The 16,131-nt window shown below is 70.3% G+C and carries 14 protein-coding genes; 5 read left to right on the top strand and 9 right to left on the bottom strand.

Annotation, left to right across the window (positions count from 1 at the left end):
* The first annotated feature begins 76 nt into the window (after positions 1–76).
* Positions 77–748 carry an endonuclease/exonuclease/phosphatase family protein gene (locus ELQ92_RS11170; protein WP_128499018.1) on the top strand — a complete coding sequence of 224 codons (672 nt, stop codon included), beginning with the start codon at positions 77–79 and terminating at the stop codon, positions 746–748.
* A 25-nt stretch (positions 749–773) separates the two neighbouring features.
* Here the strand turns inward: ELQ92_RS11170 and ELQ92_RS11175 are convergent, their stop codons facing one another.
* Positions 774–1,283 (bottom strand): mycothiol transferase, encoded by a 510-nt coding sequence (locus ELQ92_RS11175; RefSeq protein WP_128499019.1) that lies wholly within the window; start codon positions 1,281–1,283, stop codon positions 774–776.
* An 83-nt stretch (positions 1,284–1,366) separates the two neighbouring features.
* Positions 1,367–2,563, bottom strand: coding sequence for an MFS transporter (locus ELQ92_RS11180; RefSeq protein ID WP_128499020.1), 1,197 nt, complete (start codon positions 2,561–2,563; stop codon positions 1,367–1,369).
* A 151-nt stretch (positions 2,564–2,714) separates the two neighbouring features.
* Between ELQ92_RS11180 and ELQ92_RS11185 the strand changes: the two genes are divergently transcribed.
* On the top strand, positions 2,715–3,506 hold the full coding sequence (locus ELQ92_RS11185; protein WP_128499021.1) for an alpha/beta hydrolase: 792 nt from the start codon (positions 2,715–2,717) through the stop codon (positions 3,504–3,506).
* Between the two features lie 36 nt (positions 3,507–3,542).
* Here ELQ92_RS11185 and ELQ92_RS11190 read toward each other — a convergent pair whose 3' ends face one another.
* From ELQ92_RS11190 to ELQ92_RS11205, 4 genes are all read right to left on the bottom strand, one after another.
* The gene (locus tag ELQ92_RS11190) at positions 3,543–4,559 is read right to left on the bottom strand and encodes a LacI family DNA-binding transcriptional regulator (RefSeq protein ID WP_208004323.1); all 1,017 of its coding nucleotides are present in this window, start codon (positions 4,557–4,559) and stop codon (positions 3,543–3,545) included.
* 73 nt (positions 4,560–4,632) lie between these two features.
* Complete coding sequence (locus tag ELQ92_RS11195; RefSeq protein WP_424980092.1) at positions 4,633–5,493, bottom strand: carbohydrate ABC transporter permease; 861 nt, start codon at positions 5,491–5,493, stop codon at positions 4,633–4,635.
* Between the two features lie 26 nt (positions 5,494–5,519).
* A complete protein-coding gene (locus ELQ92_RS11200; RefSeq protein ID WP_128499023.1) occupies positions 5,520–6,539 on the bottom strand; it encodes a carbohydrate ABC transporter permease in 1,020 nt (339 codons plus the stop codon).
* On the bottom strand, positions 6,536–7,828 hold the full coding sequence (locus ELQ92_RS11205; RefSeq protein WP_128499024.1) for an ABC transporter substrate-binding protein: 1,293 nt from the start codon (positions 7,826–7,828) through the stop codon (positions 6,536–6,538). The genes ELQ92_RS11200 and ELQ92_RS11205 overlap by 4 nt, the downstream gene beginning before the upstream one ends.
* A 174-nt stretch (positions 7,829–8,002) precedes the next feature.
* Between ELQ92_RS11205 and ELQ92_RS11210 the strand changes: the two genes are divergently transcribed.
* Both ELQ92_RS11210 and ELQ92_RS11215 read left to right on the top strand, forming a co-directional pair.
* Complete coding sequence (locus ELQ92_RS11210; protein ID WP_128499025.1) at positions 8,003–10,093, top strand: beta-galactosidase; 2,091 nt, start codon at positions 8,003–8,005, stop codon at positions 10,091–10,093.
* 55 nt (positions 10,094–10,148) lie between these two features.
* Positions 10,149–12,596, top strand: coding sequence for a glycoside hydrolase family 53 protein (locus ELQ92_RS11215; protein WP_208004325.1), 2,448 nt, complete (start codon positions 10,149–10,151; stop codon positions 12,594–12,596).
* A 69-nt stretch (positions 12,597–12,665) separates the two neighbouring features.
* On the opposite strand, the gene ELQ92_RS11220 is transcribed toward ELQ92_RS11215, so the two are convergent.
* Positions 12,666–13,079 carry a VOC family protein gene (locus ELQ92_RS11220; protein ID WP_128499026.1) on the bottom strand — a complete coding sequence of 138 codons (414 nt, stop codon included), beginning with the start codon at positions 13,077–13,079 and terminating at the stop codon, positions 12,666–12,668.
* Between the two features lie 79 nt (positions 13,080–13,158).
* Positions 13,159–13,869: an endonuclease/exonuclease/phosphatase family protein gene (locus ELQ92_RS11225; protein ID WP_128499027.1), complete on the bottom strand. Its 711-nt coding sequence runs from the start codon at positions 13,867–13,869 to the stop codon at positions 13,159–13,161.
* A gap of 260 nt (positions 13,870–14,129) precedes the next feature.
* Here ELQ92_RS11225 and ELQ92_RS11230 point away from each other — a divergent pair, with 260 nt between their 5' ends.
* Positions 14,130–15,176 (top strand): glutathione S-transferase family protein, encoded by a 1,047-nt coding sequence (locus tag ELQ92_RS11230; RefSeq protein WP_128499028.1) that lies wholly within the window; start codon positions 14,130–14,132, stop codon positions 15,174–15,176.
* A gap of 12 nt (positions 15,177–15,188) precedes the next feature.
* Here ELQ92_RS11230 and ELQ92_RS11235 read toward each other — a convergent pair whose 3' ends face one another.
* Entirely contained in the window at positions 15,189–16,124 is a 936-nt protein-coding gene (locus tag ELQ92_RS11235; protein ID WP_128499029.1) for an NADP-dependent oxidoreductase, read from the bottom strand.
* Between the last annotated feature and the right edge of the window lie 7 nt (positions 16,125–16,131).

A 16,131-nucleotide genomic window follows, 5' to 3' on the forward strand; every position in this document is an offset into this window, starting at 1 on the left:
GACAGGAGCGGGGTAACGTTGCCGTCGTCGTGGTCGCCATCACCGCTTCGTCTGGCCGTTCGAGAAGGGCACGCTCCTGAAGGTCGTCAGCTATAACCTCCGCAAGCACGCCGCCGTCGGTGAACTCACCGATCTCGTCGAGACCCACGGGATCGACGTCCTCTGCATCCAGGAAGGCGACACGGCGGCGCTCGCGCCCACCGTCGGCGGCCTCCGGCTCATCGGCGCCACCGAGAACAACCGGCTCGGGCTCGCGATGTACGCAAGCGATGAGCGGTTCGAGATCCTCGACACACGGGTCTTCGCGGTGCGGAAGTCTCTTCACGACCGTGTGCTGCGGCCGGCCCACGAGCGGCTCCTCGCGGCGCGCCTCTTCGACAGGGTCCGCGGCCGCGAGGTCCTCGTTGGTGACTTCCACGCTGCTCCCCTCACCGCGTCGAACGCCTTGCGGCGCAAGCAGATCGCGGGAGCGCACGCGGGCATGCGAGCCCTCGCTCCCGGTGCACCGGCGCTCATGGTCGGCGACTTCAACTACCCGTGGTTCGTCAACAAGCTCGAGCGTCACCTCACGGACGCCGGCTTCCAGCTGACGCGCAGCACGGAGCCGACGTACGTCCGGTACAAGTACTTCTCCGGCTACTTCGACTTCGTGACCTCGAACGGCTACATGATCGAACGCGTCGACGTCCTGCCGTTCGGCGCGTCCGACCACCGCCCGATCAGCCTGACGGCGCACCTCGCCGACTGACGATGACCGTCGTCCGCGATGACGCTCAGCGCGGCAGCAGGCCGCGCACGAATCCGGCCTGGCCGACGTGCTGCAGGTCGTCCGACACGACGCTCACGAGCCGGACGCCCAGCGTGACGGGCGGATCCCACGCCTCGTCGACGATGTGATCGAGGTCGGCATCGTGGAGTCCCGAGAGGTACTCGGCCGTCCGATCGTGCACCGCATCGTGATAGGCGGAGAGGCGTTCGGCGGGCACCCTGCGCACGGCGCCGACCAAGTCCGACGACATGCCGTAGCCCGTTGCCTCCCGTCCGAACGGCAGGCCGAAGTCCTCGAACCATCCGCCGGTCGTCCACACCTGTTCCGTGCCGGCTACGTCGGCCACGTGGTCGTCCTGGACGCGCGTGAGATGCCAGACGAGCCACGCGATCGAGTTCGCGTCGGCGGTCGCGCGGAAGGTGAGCTCCTCCTCCGTGAGGCCCTCGAGGACCCTCGCCGTGCTGTCGCGGATGCGATCGACGGCGTCGATGAGCAGGTCTGCCGTGGTGGCCATGGTCGTTCCCCTTTCGGTCGGTCGTCCCAGTCCACAGCGCGACGACGGGCGGGACAACCCGACGCGCTTCGCCGGTCCTGGTGCTACTCGCGTCGAAGAGTGACGGCGAACACGGACGCCGCGAGCATGAGCACAGCGGCGGAAGCGAAGGCCGCCGGGTAGGAGAACGCGTCGAGCAGTGCGCCGGCCGCGAGCGGACCGACGATCGATCCGACATCGGCCGAGGCCTGGAACACGGCGACGGGCGTTCCGCGTCGCCCACCCGCTGCGTCGCTCATCAGGGCGGAGGGCGCGGTGCCGATGAAGGCGGCCGCGACGGCGTAGACGACGAGGAGCGCGATGAGCATCCACAGCTCCGTCACGAAGGGGATGGACATCATCGTGACCGCGCCGACCGCGAAGGCTCCCACGATGGCCGGTCGGCGGCCGACCGAATCGACGAACCGGCCGGCGGGACCGAGCGCGATCGTCTGGACGACGGCGGCGATCGCGAAGGCGATCCCCGTCCACGCCGGTTCCCGATGCAGGACCTCGACGACGAGCACCGGGACGAGCGCACCGCGCACCCCCATCACGGCCCAGCCCGACGCGAGGTTGGCGACGCTCGCGACCTGGAAGCGGCGATCCCGCAGCACCGCGCGCATCCCGCCGTCGTCCGGAGTCTCCGCCGTCTCCGCCCGACCGCCACCGCGGAGCAGGACGAGGCCGACTCCACCCGCGACGGCGAGAGTCGCCGCATAGAAGAAGAAGGGCGCGGTGAGCGAGATCGTCGTGAGCAGGCCGCCGACGGCCGGACCGGCCATGCCACCGATGAGGAAGCCGCCCTGCCAGAACCCGACTGCCCGGCCGCGCTGCGTCGAGGACGTTACGCCGATGATGAGCGTCATCGCGGCGACGGAGAACATCGCCGAGCCGATGCCGCCCAGCCCGCGCAGCACGAGGACCTGCGGATAATCCGTCGCGATGCCGACGGCTCCGCTCGACACGGCGACGATGCCGATGCCCACGGCCAGCACGATGCGCTCCCCCCAGCGGTCGACGAGCCGTCCGACGACGGGAGCGACAACGAGACGCATGACGGCGAACGCCGAGATCACGGCGCCGACCTCGATGTAGCCGACGCCGAAGCCGCGGACGAAGACCGGGAGGACGGGGATGACGACGCCGAACCCGAGCATGACGAAGAAGGCGACGACACCGAGGACCCGGACGTCGCGCGGGAGGGGTTCCCGCCGGATCCGGCCGCGGCCGCGGAGATGATCGAGGGGGCCGCGGGTCATGGACGGGAGGCGTGCGGGTGGAGCGGTGGCATGTCCTCACGCTAGCGCGCTGCCGGAGCGGCATGGCCCGGCCCCACGTCGGGAACGGCGGAGCGCCGCCGCGATGACAGGATGGCTCCGGAGCACGGGATCCGCAGGACGGGAGCAGGACATGTCGCAGTCATCGCCGGTCGCCGCGACGAGCGGCCCCTCGACGGGCTCCGGCCGCTTCCGCCGCCGGCTCCTCCGGGGGCTCGCCGCGGCCGTCGTCGTGATCGTCCTCGTCTTCGTGGTGTTCCTCACGTGGGCGAACACCGTGATGGCCGGCGATCGCACGGCCGCCCTCGAGGTGTGGCGGGACGACGCCGTGACGATCACCGAGACCGACGTCTCGTTCATGCTCGAGCCGACGTCGGCTGGACGAGCGGAGGGCCTCGTGTTCGTCCCGGGCGCGCGCGTCGATCCGTTCGCCTACGCGCGCGTCCTCTCGGGGGTCGTGGAGCGGTCGGGCGTCACCGTCGTCATCACGAAGCCGACCCTCCATCTCGCCTTCTTCGACTCGCGCCCGCTGTCCGACTTCACGGCGGCGGCGCCGAGCGTCGACGAGTGGAGCGTCGGAGGGCACTCGCTCGGCGGGGTGAAGGCGTGCGCGATGGCCGCGAGCGACGACAGCGTCCCGGTGTCCGGTCTCGTGCTGTTCGGCAGCTACTGCGCCGAGGACGTGTCGGAGACGGCGATCGAGGTGCTGAGCGTCTCCGGCACCGAGGACGGTTTGAGCACGCCCGCCGACATCGAGGGCAACGCCGACCTCCTCCCGGCGGAGACGACGTTCGTCGTGCTCGACGGCGCGAACCACGCCGACTTCGGCGACTACGGCGCGCAACCCGGTGACGGGGTCTCGACGATGCCGCGCGACGTCGTCCGCTCGGAGATCACGGACGCGCTCGACGCGTTCTTCCCGTGATGACGCCGCCGACGGCGGATCGGTGCCGCTCGCCCTCTAGGCGGAGTCGCGCACCACGAGGTCGGTGGGGAGCGTCATCCGAGCGGGCTTCTCCCCCGCGATGACCTCGAGCAGCAGGCGCACCATCTCCTGACTGATCCGGTCGAACGGCTGACGCATCGTCGTGAGCGCTGGCGTCGTCTCCACCGCCACGGCCGCATCGTCGAAGCCTCCGACGGCGATCCGACCAGGGACGGTGATGCCGCGCTCGGCGAGCTCCGCGAGGGCCCCGGCCGCCATGAGATCGTTGGCGGCGAAGACGGCGTCGATGTCCGGCGCGCGCTCGAGCAGAGCCGCCATCGCGGCACGACCGCTGCGACGGCTGTAGTCACCGTGCTCCACGAGGTCCGCGTCGAAGGCTTCGCCGAGCTCCTCCCGGAAGCCCGTGAGCCGCTGGATCCCGCCGGAAGTGTCGCGGGGACCGGCGATCGTCGCGATGCGGGTGCGGCCGAGCGATCGCAGGTGCGCGGTCATCTCGCGCGCCCCCGTCGTATCGTCCGCGGCGACCCACCCGAGCTTCCGCTCGAAGCCGAGCGGGATGCCGCACGCGATGACCGGCACTCCGGCGCGGTGGATCTCCTCGATGAGTCCAGGCTCCCCCGCGTGGCTCGACACGAGCAGGACGCCGTCGACGTGCCCTTGCGTGATGAAGTCGCGCGCCCGGCGCCGCTCGGCGTCCGAGCCCGCGAGGATGAAGACGAGCGACACGTCCCGCTCCGCGAGGGCCGCTGAGGTACCCCGCATGAGACGAGCGAAGTTCGGGTCCTCGAAGAGGCGCTCGAACGACTCGGTCAGGAGGAACGCGACCGAGTTCGTTCGCTGCGTCGCGAGGCTGCGGGCGTGCGGATTGATGCGATACCCGGTCTTCCGGATCGCCGCCGCCACCGCGGCCTCCGCCTCTGGGCTCACCCAGTGCCCGCCGTTGAGGTAGCGCGACACGGTGCCCCGGGAGACACCCGCCTCGGCGGCGACGTCGCTGACCGTCGGCCGCCGTGGCCGGTCCCCTGAGTTCATGGTCAGAGCCTATTGGACGGGAGGCGCCCGGATCGGCGACGGCGCGGCCTCCCGGGATCGCCGGCGGCGGCCGTCACGCCTTCACGGCACCGGCCGCGAGGTCCACCCGCCAGAAGCGCTGCAGCAGCAGGAACAGGAGGACGAGCGGCAGCACCGACACGAGCGCCCCCGCGATCACGAGCGTGTACATCGACGGGGCCGAGGCGCCCTGGTTGAGCAGTCCGCTCAGGCCGACCGTCACCGGGAAGAGCGTGTCGTCGCCCAGCATGATGTACGGCAGCATGAAGTTGTTCCAGACCGCAACGAACTGGAACAGCAGGATCGTCACGAGGCCCGGGAGCATCATCGGGAGGGCGATGCGGTTGAAGATCGCGAACTCCTTCGCCCCCTCTGTCCGCGCCGCCTCGACCACGTCGGTCGGAACCGCGGCGGCCGCGTAGATGCGGGCAAGGTAGATGGCGTACGGCGAGATGATCTGCGGGAGCAGCACGGCCCAGTAGCTGTTGGTGAGCCCGAGCTGCGCGAGCAGCAGGTACTGCGGGATCGCGAGGATGACCCCGGGCACGAGCACGCCGGTGAGAAGGATCGAGAACACCGCGGCCTTGCCGGGGAAGGCGAACTTGGCGAGCACGTATCCGGCGAGGGCCGAGACCCAGGTCGACGCGATCGCTCCGACGCCCGCGTAGATCGCCGAGTTGAGCATCCACCGCCAGAAGAGGCCGTCGCGGTAGGCGCTCAACTGCGCGAGGTTGTCGAACACGTGCGTGCTCGGAAGCAGTGTGAACGAGGAGAACAGCTCCCCGGCGCTCTTCGTGGACGCGGCGACGACCCAGACCACGGGGATGAGGCAGTACAGGGCGCCGATGATGAGGATGCCCGTGGCGATCGGCGAGGGCCGGAGTGTCGTCGCCGACGAGGTGGCGGACGCGCGGATGTGCGTGGATGCGGTGGTGGTCACGATCAGTCCTCCTGACCGAACGCGCGCTTCTGGACGATGCGCAGGAAGATGAAGGACATGGCGAGCGTCACGATGGCGATGATGACGCTCGTCGCGGCGGCCGCGCCGAGGTCGTCGCGGGTGAAGGCGTCGCGGTACACCTTCATGAGCGGGCTCCACGTCGTGGAGAGGGCGTTCGTGAGCGGGCGGAGCGTCGTCGGCTCCGCGAACACCTGCAGCGTCGCGATGAGGGAGAAGAGACCCGTCATGACGAGCGCCGGGAACACGATCGGCACCTTGATGCGGAGCGCGATCTGGATCTCGGAACAGCCGTCGAGCCGCGCGGCCTCGTAGATGTCGCTCGGCACCGCCTTCAGCGAGGTGTAGATGACGACCATGTTGAAGCCGACACCGCCCCACAGGCCGATGTTGGCGAGACCGAACACGATGAGGTCCGACGAGAGGATCGTCGGGGCGTCCAGTCCGAGGGCGTCCGTCACGAAGTAGAAGGGACTCACCGCGGGGAGGTAGAGGAATCCCCACAGGAGAGAGGCGATGACGCCCGGAACGGCGTACGGCAGGAAGATGACGAGGCGCGAGAACCGCGTGGCCCGCGACCGCTTCGAGTCGAGCAGCAGCGCGAACAGGAGGGCCAGGCCGAGCATCGTGGGCACGAGGATGAGCCCGTAGAGCAGAACGCGCCCGACGCTCGCGAGGAACTCGGCGTCGAGGGCGGCGACGTAGTTCGAGAAGCCCGCGAAGACGGTCTTCCGGGCGCCCGAACCGAGACCGAGCCCCTGCACCTGGACGCGCTGGAAGCTCAGCGCGACCGTGTAGACGATCGGCGCCGCCATGAAGGCGAGGAAGAGCAGGATCGCGGGAGCGATCATCGCGTACGGCGTGAGGACGCGCGTGCGGAACCGGTGCCCGGCGGGACGCCGCGGAGCCGCGCCGAGCTCCCTCGGCTCGAGGGAGTCGTCCGGCGCCCGGGGGACGCCCGTCCGGGGGCTCGTGCTCCCGGACGGGCGGGTGGTGGCGGTCATTCGACCGTGAATCCGGTGTTCTCGAGGTCGTCGACGGTGATCTGCTGCATCTCCGCGACGGCGTCGAGGAAGGCACTCGAGGTCTTCGCCTCGGCCGCCTTCGCGAACTCGTCGTTGTAGGCGCTGAAGGTGACGTTGACGTTCGGGCCGTACGTGAACGGCGCGATCGTGTCGGCGGCCTCCGCGGCCACGTCGTAGAAGTCCTCCTGGTTGGAGAAGAACTCGGGAGACGTCGTGAGGGCCTCGGCCGCAGCATCGGTTGCCGCCGGGTAGATTCCCATCACGTCCGCCATCGCGGCGACCGCCTCCGGATCGGTGTTGAGCCAGGTGGCGAACTCGGCAGCGGCGGCCTGGTTCTCGGTCTGCGTCGTCACCGCGGTGGACGATCCGCCCCATGCCCCGGTCGCGGGTGCATCGGCGTCCCACTGCGGCATCGGTGCGGCACGCCAGAGACCGGCGGTGTCGGCCGCGTTGCCGGACAGGACGCCCGGCGCCCAGACCGCGCTCAACCAGCCCACCTGCGAGCCGTCGTTGAGGCCGGCGTTCCACTCGGGCGTGTACATCGGCTTGTTGTCGATGACGCCCTCCTCGACGAGTCCGCCCCAGTACTCGGCGACCTGCTGAGTCGGCGATTCGTCGATGTCGACGCCCCAGGCGTCACCGTCGATCGACCACCAGGACGCCCCGGCCTGCTGCGCGAGGCCCGTGAACCAACCGGCGTCGTTCGCCGAGAAGGTCCCGAGATAGCGCGACGGGTCCGACGCGTGGACGGCGGCGGCGACCTCCGCGTACTCGTCCCACGTGGTCGGCGCCTCGAGGCCGAGCTCCTCGAAGATGTCCTCGCGATAGTAGAACATCATCGGGCCGGAGTCCTGCGGCACGGCGTAGACGGCGTCGCTCCCGAGGGTGACGCTCGACCACAGTCCATCGGCGAACTCGTCCGCGACATCCGCGTCGAGGTCACCGGAGATGTCGGCGAGCGCGTCCGACGAGACGAGGGTCGGGATCTTCTGGTACTCGGCCTGAATGAGGTCGGGGGCGCCACTCCCGGCCTTGAGTGCCGTCAGGAGCTTCGTGATGACCGGGTCGCCGCCGTCCTGCTTCTGGACCGTGACCTGGATGTCCGGGTTCTGCTCGTTCCAGATCTCGACGACCTTGTCGACGTTGGGCGCCCAGGCCCAGAAGTCGAGTCCGACGGGCCCGTCGTCCCCGCCGCCGGCCGAGCAACCCGTGAGTGCCAGGGCCGCGACCGCGACGGTCGCCGCGATTCCGCGCTTGATGCTGTGCATTCGTCCTCCTTGTCGAAAGCAGTGCGTGACGCCAATGTCCCGTCGTGACGCGCTGGTGCTGTGAGCGGTTCAAGTAATCCACATCCCTTCGAGCCTGTCAATATGCGGATTATGACGCTTGGCCTGACCGCACACCTGTGTTAGAACTGTGACCGAGCACAGCCGAGGAGAACGATGACGACTCATGCCCCCACCCGACCGACCGACGCAACGGCCGAGGTGTCGACCGACGACGGCATCGCGGCGACGATCGCCCCGGAGCGCTCGGGCTGGATTCCCGGCACGAACCGCATCGCATTCGGCGGGGACTACAACCCGGAGCAGTGGGACCGGTCGGTCTGGCTCGAGGACATCGCCCTCATGAAGGACGCCGGTGTGTCGCTCGTGAGCGTCGGGATCTTCTCGTGGGCACTGCTCGAACCGCGCGAGGGCGAATACGACTTCTCGTTCCTCGACGAGGTCATGGATCTGCTCCATGACGCCGGCGTCTCCGTCGACCTCGGCACCCCCACCGCCGCTCCCCCCGCCTGGTTCTGGAAGGCCCACCCGGAGGCCCGGCCCGTGACCCGCGACGGACTCACGCTCTGGCACGGCTCACGCGGTATGGCGAGTCCGAGTTCGAGCGCCTACCGGACCGCGGCGACCCGGATCGCCGACGCCCTCGCGGCCCACTACGCCGGGCATCCCGCGCTCGTGCTGTGGCACGTCCACAACGAGTACGGCGCTCCCGTGAGCGAGTGCTACTCCGACGCGTCCTCCGGGGCATTCCGTCGCTGGCTGCAGTCCCGCTACAGCACCCTCGACGCGCTCAACGCCGCGTGGGGCACCGCCTTCTGGGGGCAGCGCTACGGAGAGTGGGACGAGATCGACGCCCCCCGCACGTCGGCGAGCGTCGTGAACCCGGCGCACCGCCTCGATTTCGCCCGGTACACCTCGAACGCCCTCCTCGAGTGCTTCATCGCCGAGCGCGACGCGATCAAGCGCCATACGCCGCACCTGCCGGTCACGACGAACTTCATGTCGAGCAACTGCCCATCGATCGACTATTGGCGGTGGAGCCGCGAGGTGGACATCGTGGCGAACGACTACTACCTCGTGGCCGAGCGCGCCGACAACCACGTCCTGCTCGCCCTCGACGCCGACCTCACCCGCTCCTTCGCCGGGGGACGCCCGTGGATCCTCATGGAGCACTCGACGGGTGCCGTCAACTGGCAGCCCCGCAACATCGCCAAGCGACCGGGCGAGCTCGCGCGCAACTCGCTCGTGAGCGTTGCCCGCGGAGCCGACGCCGTGCTGTTCTTCCAGTTCCGGGCGTCGCGATCGGGCGCTGAGAAGTTCCACTCGGCGATGCTGCCGCACGGCGGGACCGCGACGCGCATCTGGCGCGAGGTGGAGGCGCTCGGCGTGACGCTCGGCGGTATCACCGACGTCATGGGCGGGACCGTGCCCGCTCGCGTCGCGATCCTCTGGGACATCGAGTCCTTCTGGGCACAAGACCTCGAATGGCGCCCGTCGGTCGACCTCGGCCACCGCGAGCGCGTCGTCGCCTTCTACACCGAGCTGTGGCGTCGTGACGTCGCCGTCGACTTCGCTCACCCGCACGATGACCTCTCCGCCTACGACGTCGTGCTCGCGCCGGCGTCCTATCTCCTCGACGTGGCGTCCGCGGCGAACCTCCGCGGCTTCGTCGAGGGGGGCGGCCGACTCGTCGCGTCGTACTTCTCAGGAATCGTCGACGAGCACGACTCTGTTCCCGACGGGCCGTACCCCGGTGGGTTGAGGGAGGTCCTCGGACTGCGCATCGACGAGTTCCTGCCGCTTCACGCGGGCGAGCGACCGACCCTCGACGACGGGTCGACCGGTTCCGTGTGGTCGGACGACGTCGTGCTCGACGGCGCCCAAGCCGTCGCGACTTTCCGGGACGGACCCGCGGCCGGTCGCGCCGGCGTCACGCGCAACGCTTACGGGAAGGGCTCCGCGTGGTACGTGTCGACGGCCCTCGACGCCGACGCGCTCGGCGGGCTACTCGAGCGGGTGCTCGAGGAGGCCGGCGTCCCGTCCCGGCCCGCGCACGCCGTCGCGGGTCTCGAACGCGTCGAACGCCGCACCGCCGACACGGTGTTCGTGTTCCTCGCCAACCACGGCGACGCCGACGTCACGGTCGACGACGTCTCGGGCGTCGACGCGATGACCGGCGAGGCCGTCTCGGGCCTCGTCGTCCCGGGTGCCGGCGTCCGCGTCGTGCGTACCCCGATCGCCTCGTAACGCCCCGCACCCGCACCACCCGGCGCCACCGCTCATCGTCAAGGAGGACGAGAACATGACCGCACCCATCCATCACACCCCGGCGGCGCCCAGGACGCGGCGGGTGAGGCGCACGACGCTCGCCCTCGCAGCGGCCTCGCTCGTCGCGATCGCGCCGATCGCCCCGATCGCCGCCTCCCCCGCCTCGGCCGCCTCGGCCGCCTCGGCCGCCGAAGGCTCCCTCGCGAACGCCGGCTTCGAGGACGGCCTCGACGGGTGGTCCGCCGCCGGCGCCGGCGCCGCGAAGATCGAGAGCGGCGGGACGTCCGGAGCACGCCTCACCCACTGGCTCGCGGCCGACGGGACGGCGGCGACGACGACGCAGACCGTCACCGGTCTCGCCGACGGCTGGTGGACGTTCTCCGTCGACGCCGTCTCGGGCGGAGGCCTCGCCTCGAGCGCCCTCACCACGACCGGCTGCGGACTCGACGGCGAGACGACGGTCCCGTCGACGGAGGCGGACGGCGCGTGGCTGCGACTCGACGTCTCCGCCTACGTCTCCGGCGGATCGTGCACGGTCGGCCTGCGGACGACAGGACCGGCGGGATCGTGGGCGAGCATCGACGGCGCAGCGCTCACGGCCGGACGCAGCGAGCGGGTCGTGCGCGGCGCCGATCTCTCCGGTGTGGCGAAGAACGAGGATCTCGGCGCGACGTACGCGGACGCCACCGGCGCGCCCGTGGATCCGATCGACGCACTCGCGGACGCGGGGACGAACGTCGGACGGTTGAAGGTGTGGGTGGATCCCGCCGACGGGTACAACGACGTGGACGATGTCGTGGGCTCGGCGCGGCGCATCGTGGACGCCGGGATGGAGTTGCTCGTCGACTTCCACTACTCGGACCGGTGGACGGATCCGGGAGCGCAAGGCATGCCCGCCGCTTGGGTGGGGCTCGACGCCGCCGCCGTCACCGAGCGTGTCACCGCTCACACGACCGAGGTGCTGGACGCCCTGAAGGCGGAGGGCATCACGGCGGACTACGTCCAGGTCGGCAACGAGATCAACCCGGGCATGCTGTGGCCGCTCGGCCAGACGTGGGACGTCGATCCGACGGACGAGGTGTCGGGCGCGCAGTGGGATGCGCTGGCCGACTTCCTGACCGCCGGGGCGGACGCCGTCAAGGCCGTCGACCCCGACACGCGCGTGATCCTCCACCTCACGAACATCAACAACGGCATCGGCGGCCTCACATGGTGGTTCGACGAGGTCGTGGCACGCGATGTGCCGTTCGACCTCATCGGCCTGTCCTACTACGGCTACTGGCACGGGTCGCTCGCCGACCTGCAGAACGCCGTCTCGACGCTCTCGGACCGCTACGACCGCGACGTGCTCGTCGTCGAGACCGCCTACCCCTGGACGCTCGACGACCACCCCGAACTCGCCTGGGAGGACGTCATCGACCTCCCCTCCGAGCTCGTGGCGGGGTACCCGGCGACGCCCGAAGGGCAGGCGGCCGCGTTCCGGGCCGTCCAGGACGTCGTCGCCTCGGCCCCGGGCGGCCGCGGACTCGGCGCCGTCTACTGGGAGCCGGCGTGGACCGCAGTCGAGGGCGCCGGCTGGGATCCCGAGGACCCTGCATCCGGCAACGCATGGGAGAACCAGGCGGTGTTCGACCACGACGGGCGGCTGCTGCCCGCCGCCGCGCAGTTCGGCGAGACCGCCTACGTCGTGTCCGCCTCGCCGTCCGTGACGCTTGCGGGCGACGCGGGCGTGGAGGGATGGTTCCGCGGCGACGTCTCCGTCTCGACGACCGTCGTTCTGCGGGGGCTGACGGTCGACGCCCCGCTCGAGCTGCGGGTCGACGACGCTGCGTGGACTCGCACGACTGACGCGATCGCCGTGGAGACGGAGGGCGAGCACAGCGTCGAGTCGCGCGTCGCTCCCCCGGCCCTCGTGGCGGTCAGGGGCACGATGGCGTCGACGAAAGCGCCGATCGCGCCGGCACCGTCGCTCCTCGAGGCCTCGCCGGGCACGGACGGGCGACTCGGGATCGCCGCGGTCGACGTGGCTACGACTTTCGGGATCGACCGTTCCGCTCCCGAGATCGTCGCGACCCTCGACGCGGGGACCGTCACGATCGACGCCGGCGACGCGCTCTCCGGTCTGCTCTCACTCGAGGTGGCGGTGGGCGACACGTCCGCGGCGGCCTACGCGGGTCCGATCGACGTACGTGAGCTGCAGGCAGCGGGCGGCGGAGAGGTCACCGCCACCGCGACCGACCGCGCGGGCAACACGATGCGCGCCGTCGCAGTCGTGCCTCCCGCGGATTCCGTGTCCGGCCCCACCGCGGGACATACCGACCCCGATGCGGGGGTCGAGGCCCCGGACCCCGGCGGCCTCGCCGGCACCGGGGCCGGCGGAACGTCGACACTCGCCGCCGTCGCGGGGGCACTCGTGGCCCTCGGCCTCGCCCTTGCGATCCTGGCCGGCCTCTCGCGTCGGCGCGGGCGCAGGCACCCCTGACCGATGTCGATCACCGCGCGGCGGCCGTGATCCGTGCCTCCCGGCTCGGATCACGGCTCATCGTCGATGTCAGGCGGCGCCTGCGATGTTGACGAGCCACATCACTCCGAAGCGGTCGGTGCACTCCCCGAAGCTGTCACCCCATGGCGCCTCCATGAGGGGCTGTCGGACGGTCCCGCCCTCCGAGAGCTTCTCCCAGTACCCGCGCAACTCGTCGGTGTCGTCGCCACTCAGGGAGATCGAGATCGAGCTGCCTTCGGGGAGCGGCATCGCGTTCGGCACGTCCGCGCACATGAGCACGAAACCGGCGGGGGTCTCGAGTTGCGCGTGCATGACCTTGTGGAGTTCGTCGGGCGACTCGGTCATCCCGAAGTCGCCGTAGCTGTTGACGGTGAGTTCGCCTCCGAACACCTCCTGGTAGAAGGTCATCGCCTCGCGCGTGGAATCGCGGAAGTTGAGGTACGGGTTCAAGCGACTGGTCATGGGATGCTCCTTCGCGTCGGGGACCGTTGCGTCGAGCCCAGTGTGCCCGAAGACGGTGGCGGTGCGCAGCAGGGTTCCACTACCGCGCGGACTCCGCCGCGACTCGAGGACCGTCCGCGACGGCGGACAGGTGGGCGTCCACGAGGATCGGATTGTGGTCGGACGCTCCCGGTGCGAGCGTTCGCACCGCGTCGATGCGCATTCCGCGCGAGGTCAGCAGGTCGAAGTGCGTCGAGAGCGACGCCGTGTGCCGGTAGGTCGGCGCGTCGCTGAAGGAGGCGGTGAAGCCGTCGAGGGCTGCGACCCGTTCGAGACCCGAGCGGAACAGGGGGTAGTTGAAGTCGCCGATCATCACGACCGCGTCACGATCGCTCACCTCGTCGAGCAGCATGTGCGCCGCGGTCACCTGATGCCTCCTCAGCCGGTTGGTCGCCGTGAGCGGCGCGGCGTGGAAGGAGGCTACGGTCGTGCGGCCTCCCGTGCGTCGGTCGACCAGGCGAACAGCGAGCAGCCGCTCGGTCCCGGGCAGCAGGAAGAGATCATGCAGACCGCGCTTCAGCTGGAATGCCCGATGGAAGGTCACGGCGAAACGATCGGCACGCACGTACACGCCGAGCCCCAGTGATCCGGTCGTCGTGGTCGCGGCGAGCTCGAGCTCCCCGAGACGTCCGGGAAGGTCGGAGACGTGCGCCTCCTGCACGCAGACGACGTCCGCGTCGTGGCCGCTCGCGAGCCCCTCCAACTCTCCGCTCGCCCGGTGGTGCCAGAGGTTGTAGCTCAGGATCCGCATGCGACGCCTCTCGTGTGGGTGGTGCCGTCGCCGCAATCGTATGAGCGGTCCGGTGGCACACGGTCGCCGTGCGCGGCCGTTCGCGGGGAATTGCCGGGCGATTCACCGTCGGTTCATCGGGCAAGTCCGTGCGGACCGCGGACGGCGTCGGATCCGGCGCCGTCCCCGAACGAACGAGCACGGGGCACGGGGCACGGGACAGCGGTCGGCGGGCATGCAACCGGTTCCATGCGTGTGAATGCACACGTAGGCTCGACGGCATGACGGATACGGAGCAGCAGCGGGAGACGACCGCGGGCGCACCTGGACAGGGCCGCTACGTCGAGCCCGGTCAGGAGTTCACGCGCGACACCAACTACATCGAGGACCGGATCACGCGCGACGCGCGCGACGGCTGGCCCGTCGAGGCGGGGCGTTATCGACTCGTCGCCGCACGTGCCTGTCCGTGGGCCAACCGCACGGTCATCGTGCGTCGGCTCCTCGGACTCGAGTCGGCCATCTCGCTCGGACTCCCCGGCCCGACGCACGACGAACGCAGCTGGACGTTCGACCTCGACCCGGGCGGCGTCGACCCCGTCCTCGGGATCGAGCGACTGCAGGAGGCCTTCTTCGCACGCTTCCCCGACTATCCGCGCGGCATCACCGTTCCGGCGATCGTCGACGTCCCGACGGGACGGGTCGTCACGAACGACTACCCGCAGATCACGCTCGACTTCTCGACCGAATGGACGGACCTCCACCGCGACGGAGCACCGGACCTCTACCCGGAGCGCTTCCGCGACGAGATCGACGACGTGGCGGAGAAGATCTTCCACGACGTCAACAACGGCGTCTACAAGGCCGGATTCGCCGGTTCCCAGAAGGCGTACGAGCGCGCGTACGACGCACTCTTCGCGCGACTCGACTGGCTCGAAGAGCGACTCGCGACGCAGCGCTTCCTCGTCGGCGACACGATCACCGAGGCGGACATCCGGCTCTTCACGACGCTCGCACGCTTCGACGCCGTGTATCACGGTCACTTCAAGTGCAACCGGTCGAAGCTCAGCGAGATGCCGGTGCTCTGGGCCTACGCCCGCGATCTCTTCCAGACGCCCGGCTTCGGCGACACCATCGACTTCGCGCAGATCAAGGCCCACTACTACGTCGTGCACAGCGACATCAACCCGACGGGGATCATCCCGAAGGGTCCCGACCCCCGCGGATGGCTCACGCCGCACGCACGCGAGGAGCTCGGCGGCCGTCCCTTCGGCGACGGCACTCCCCCGCCGCCTCCGCCCGAGGGTGAGCGCGTCCCGCGGCTCGCGTGAATCGGCCGACGGCTACGGAAGCAGTGCCAGCTTCCCACCCGGGTGCTGCTCCGCGAGGAAGGCCATCGCCTCTCGCGCCTCGGCGAGCGGGAAGGTCCGTGCGACGGGAACGACGAGCTCGCCGCGACCGGCGAGGTCGATCAGCCGGGCCCGCACCCGGTCCCGGAACACCGCGCTCGCGGGGAAACGCCCCATGATGACGCGGTAGCCGTCCCTCTCGGCGCGGGTGAAGTTGGCGATGCTCACGATCCGACCACGATCGAGCACGAGGGCGAGAGACACGTCGATCGCCTCGTCGGTTCCGACGCAATCGAGTGACGCGGCGATCGGCCCGCCGGCGAGCGCGCGGACGCGCTCCTCGAGGCCCTCGCCGTACTCGATGTGCTCACCCCCGAAGCGCGCGACGGTCGCGGCGGAGCGCGCGCTCGCGGTCCCGATCGCGCGAGCGCCGATCAGTCGGGCCTGCTGCAGGACACTCACGCCGACGGCACCCGACGCTCCGTGCACGAGGATCGTGTCCCCCGCGCGCACTCCCGTGACGTCGAGCATCTCGGCCGCCGTCGTCCCCGCGAGGAGGAGGTTCGCCGCCTCGGGATGGCCGAGCGACGCCGGCTTCGCGAAGACGTCCTTCGCGGGGACCGTCACCGAGGAGGCGTAGCCGCCGCGGATCCGGAACGCGAGCACCTCGTCACCGAGGGAACCGCCACCGGAGGCGAGTTCGGTGTCGGGACCGATCGCGGAGATCGACCCCGACACCTCGTAGCCGACACGGATGGGAAGATCCGCGCGATCTCGCCCGGCGGCGACGTGTTTGTAGTCAGCCGGGTTCATGCCCGACGCGCGCACGTCGATCGTCACCTCGCCGCATCCGGGAGCGGGGACCTCGAGGTCCACCATCTCGAAGACGTCGAGTCCGCCGAAGTCACGTGCGATCCAGGAGAGTGCCATGCCGACC

Origin of the sequence: Labedella populi, assembly GCF_004078655.1 — a bacterium.
Lineage (GTDB): Bacteria > Actinomycetota > Actinomycetes > Actinomycetales > Microbacteriaceae > Labedella > Labedella populi.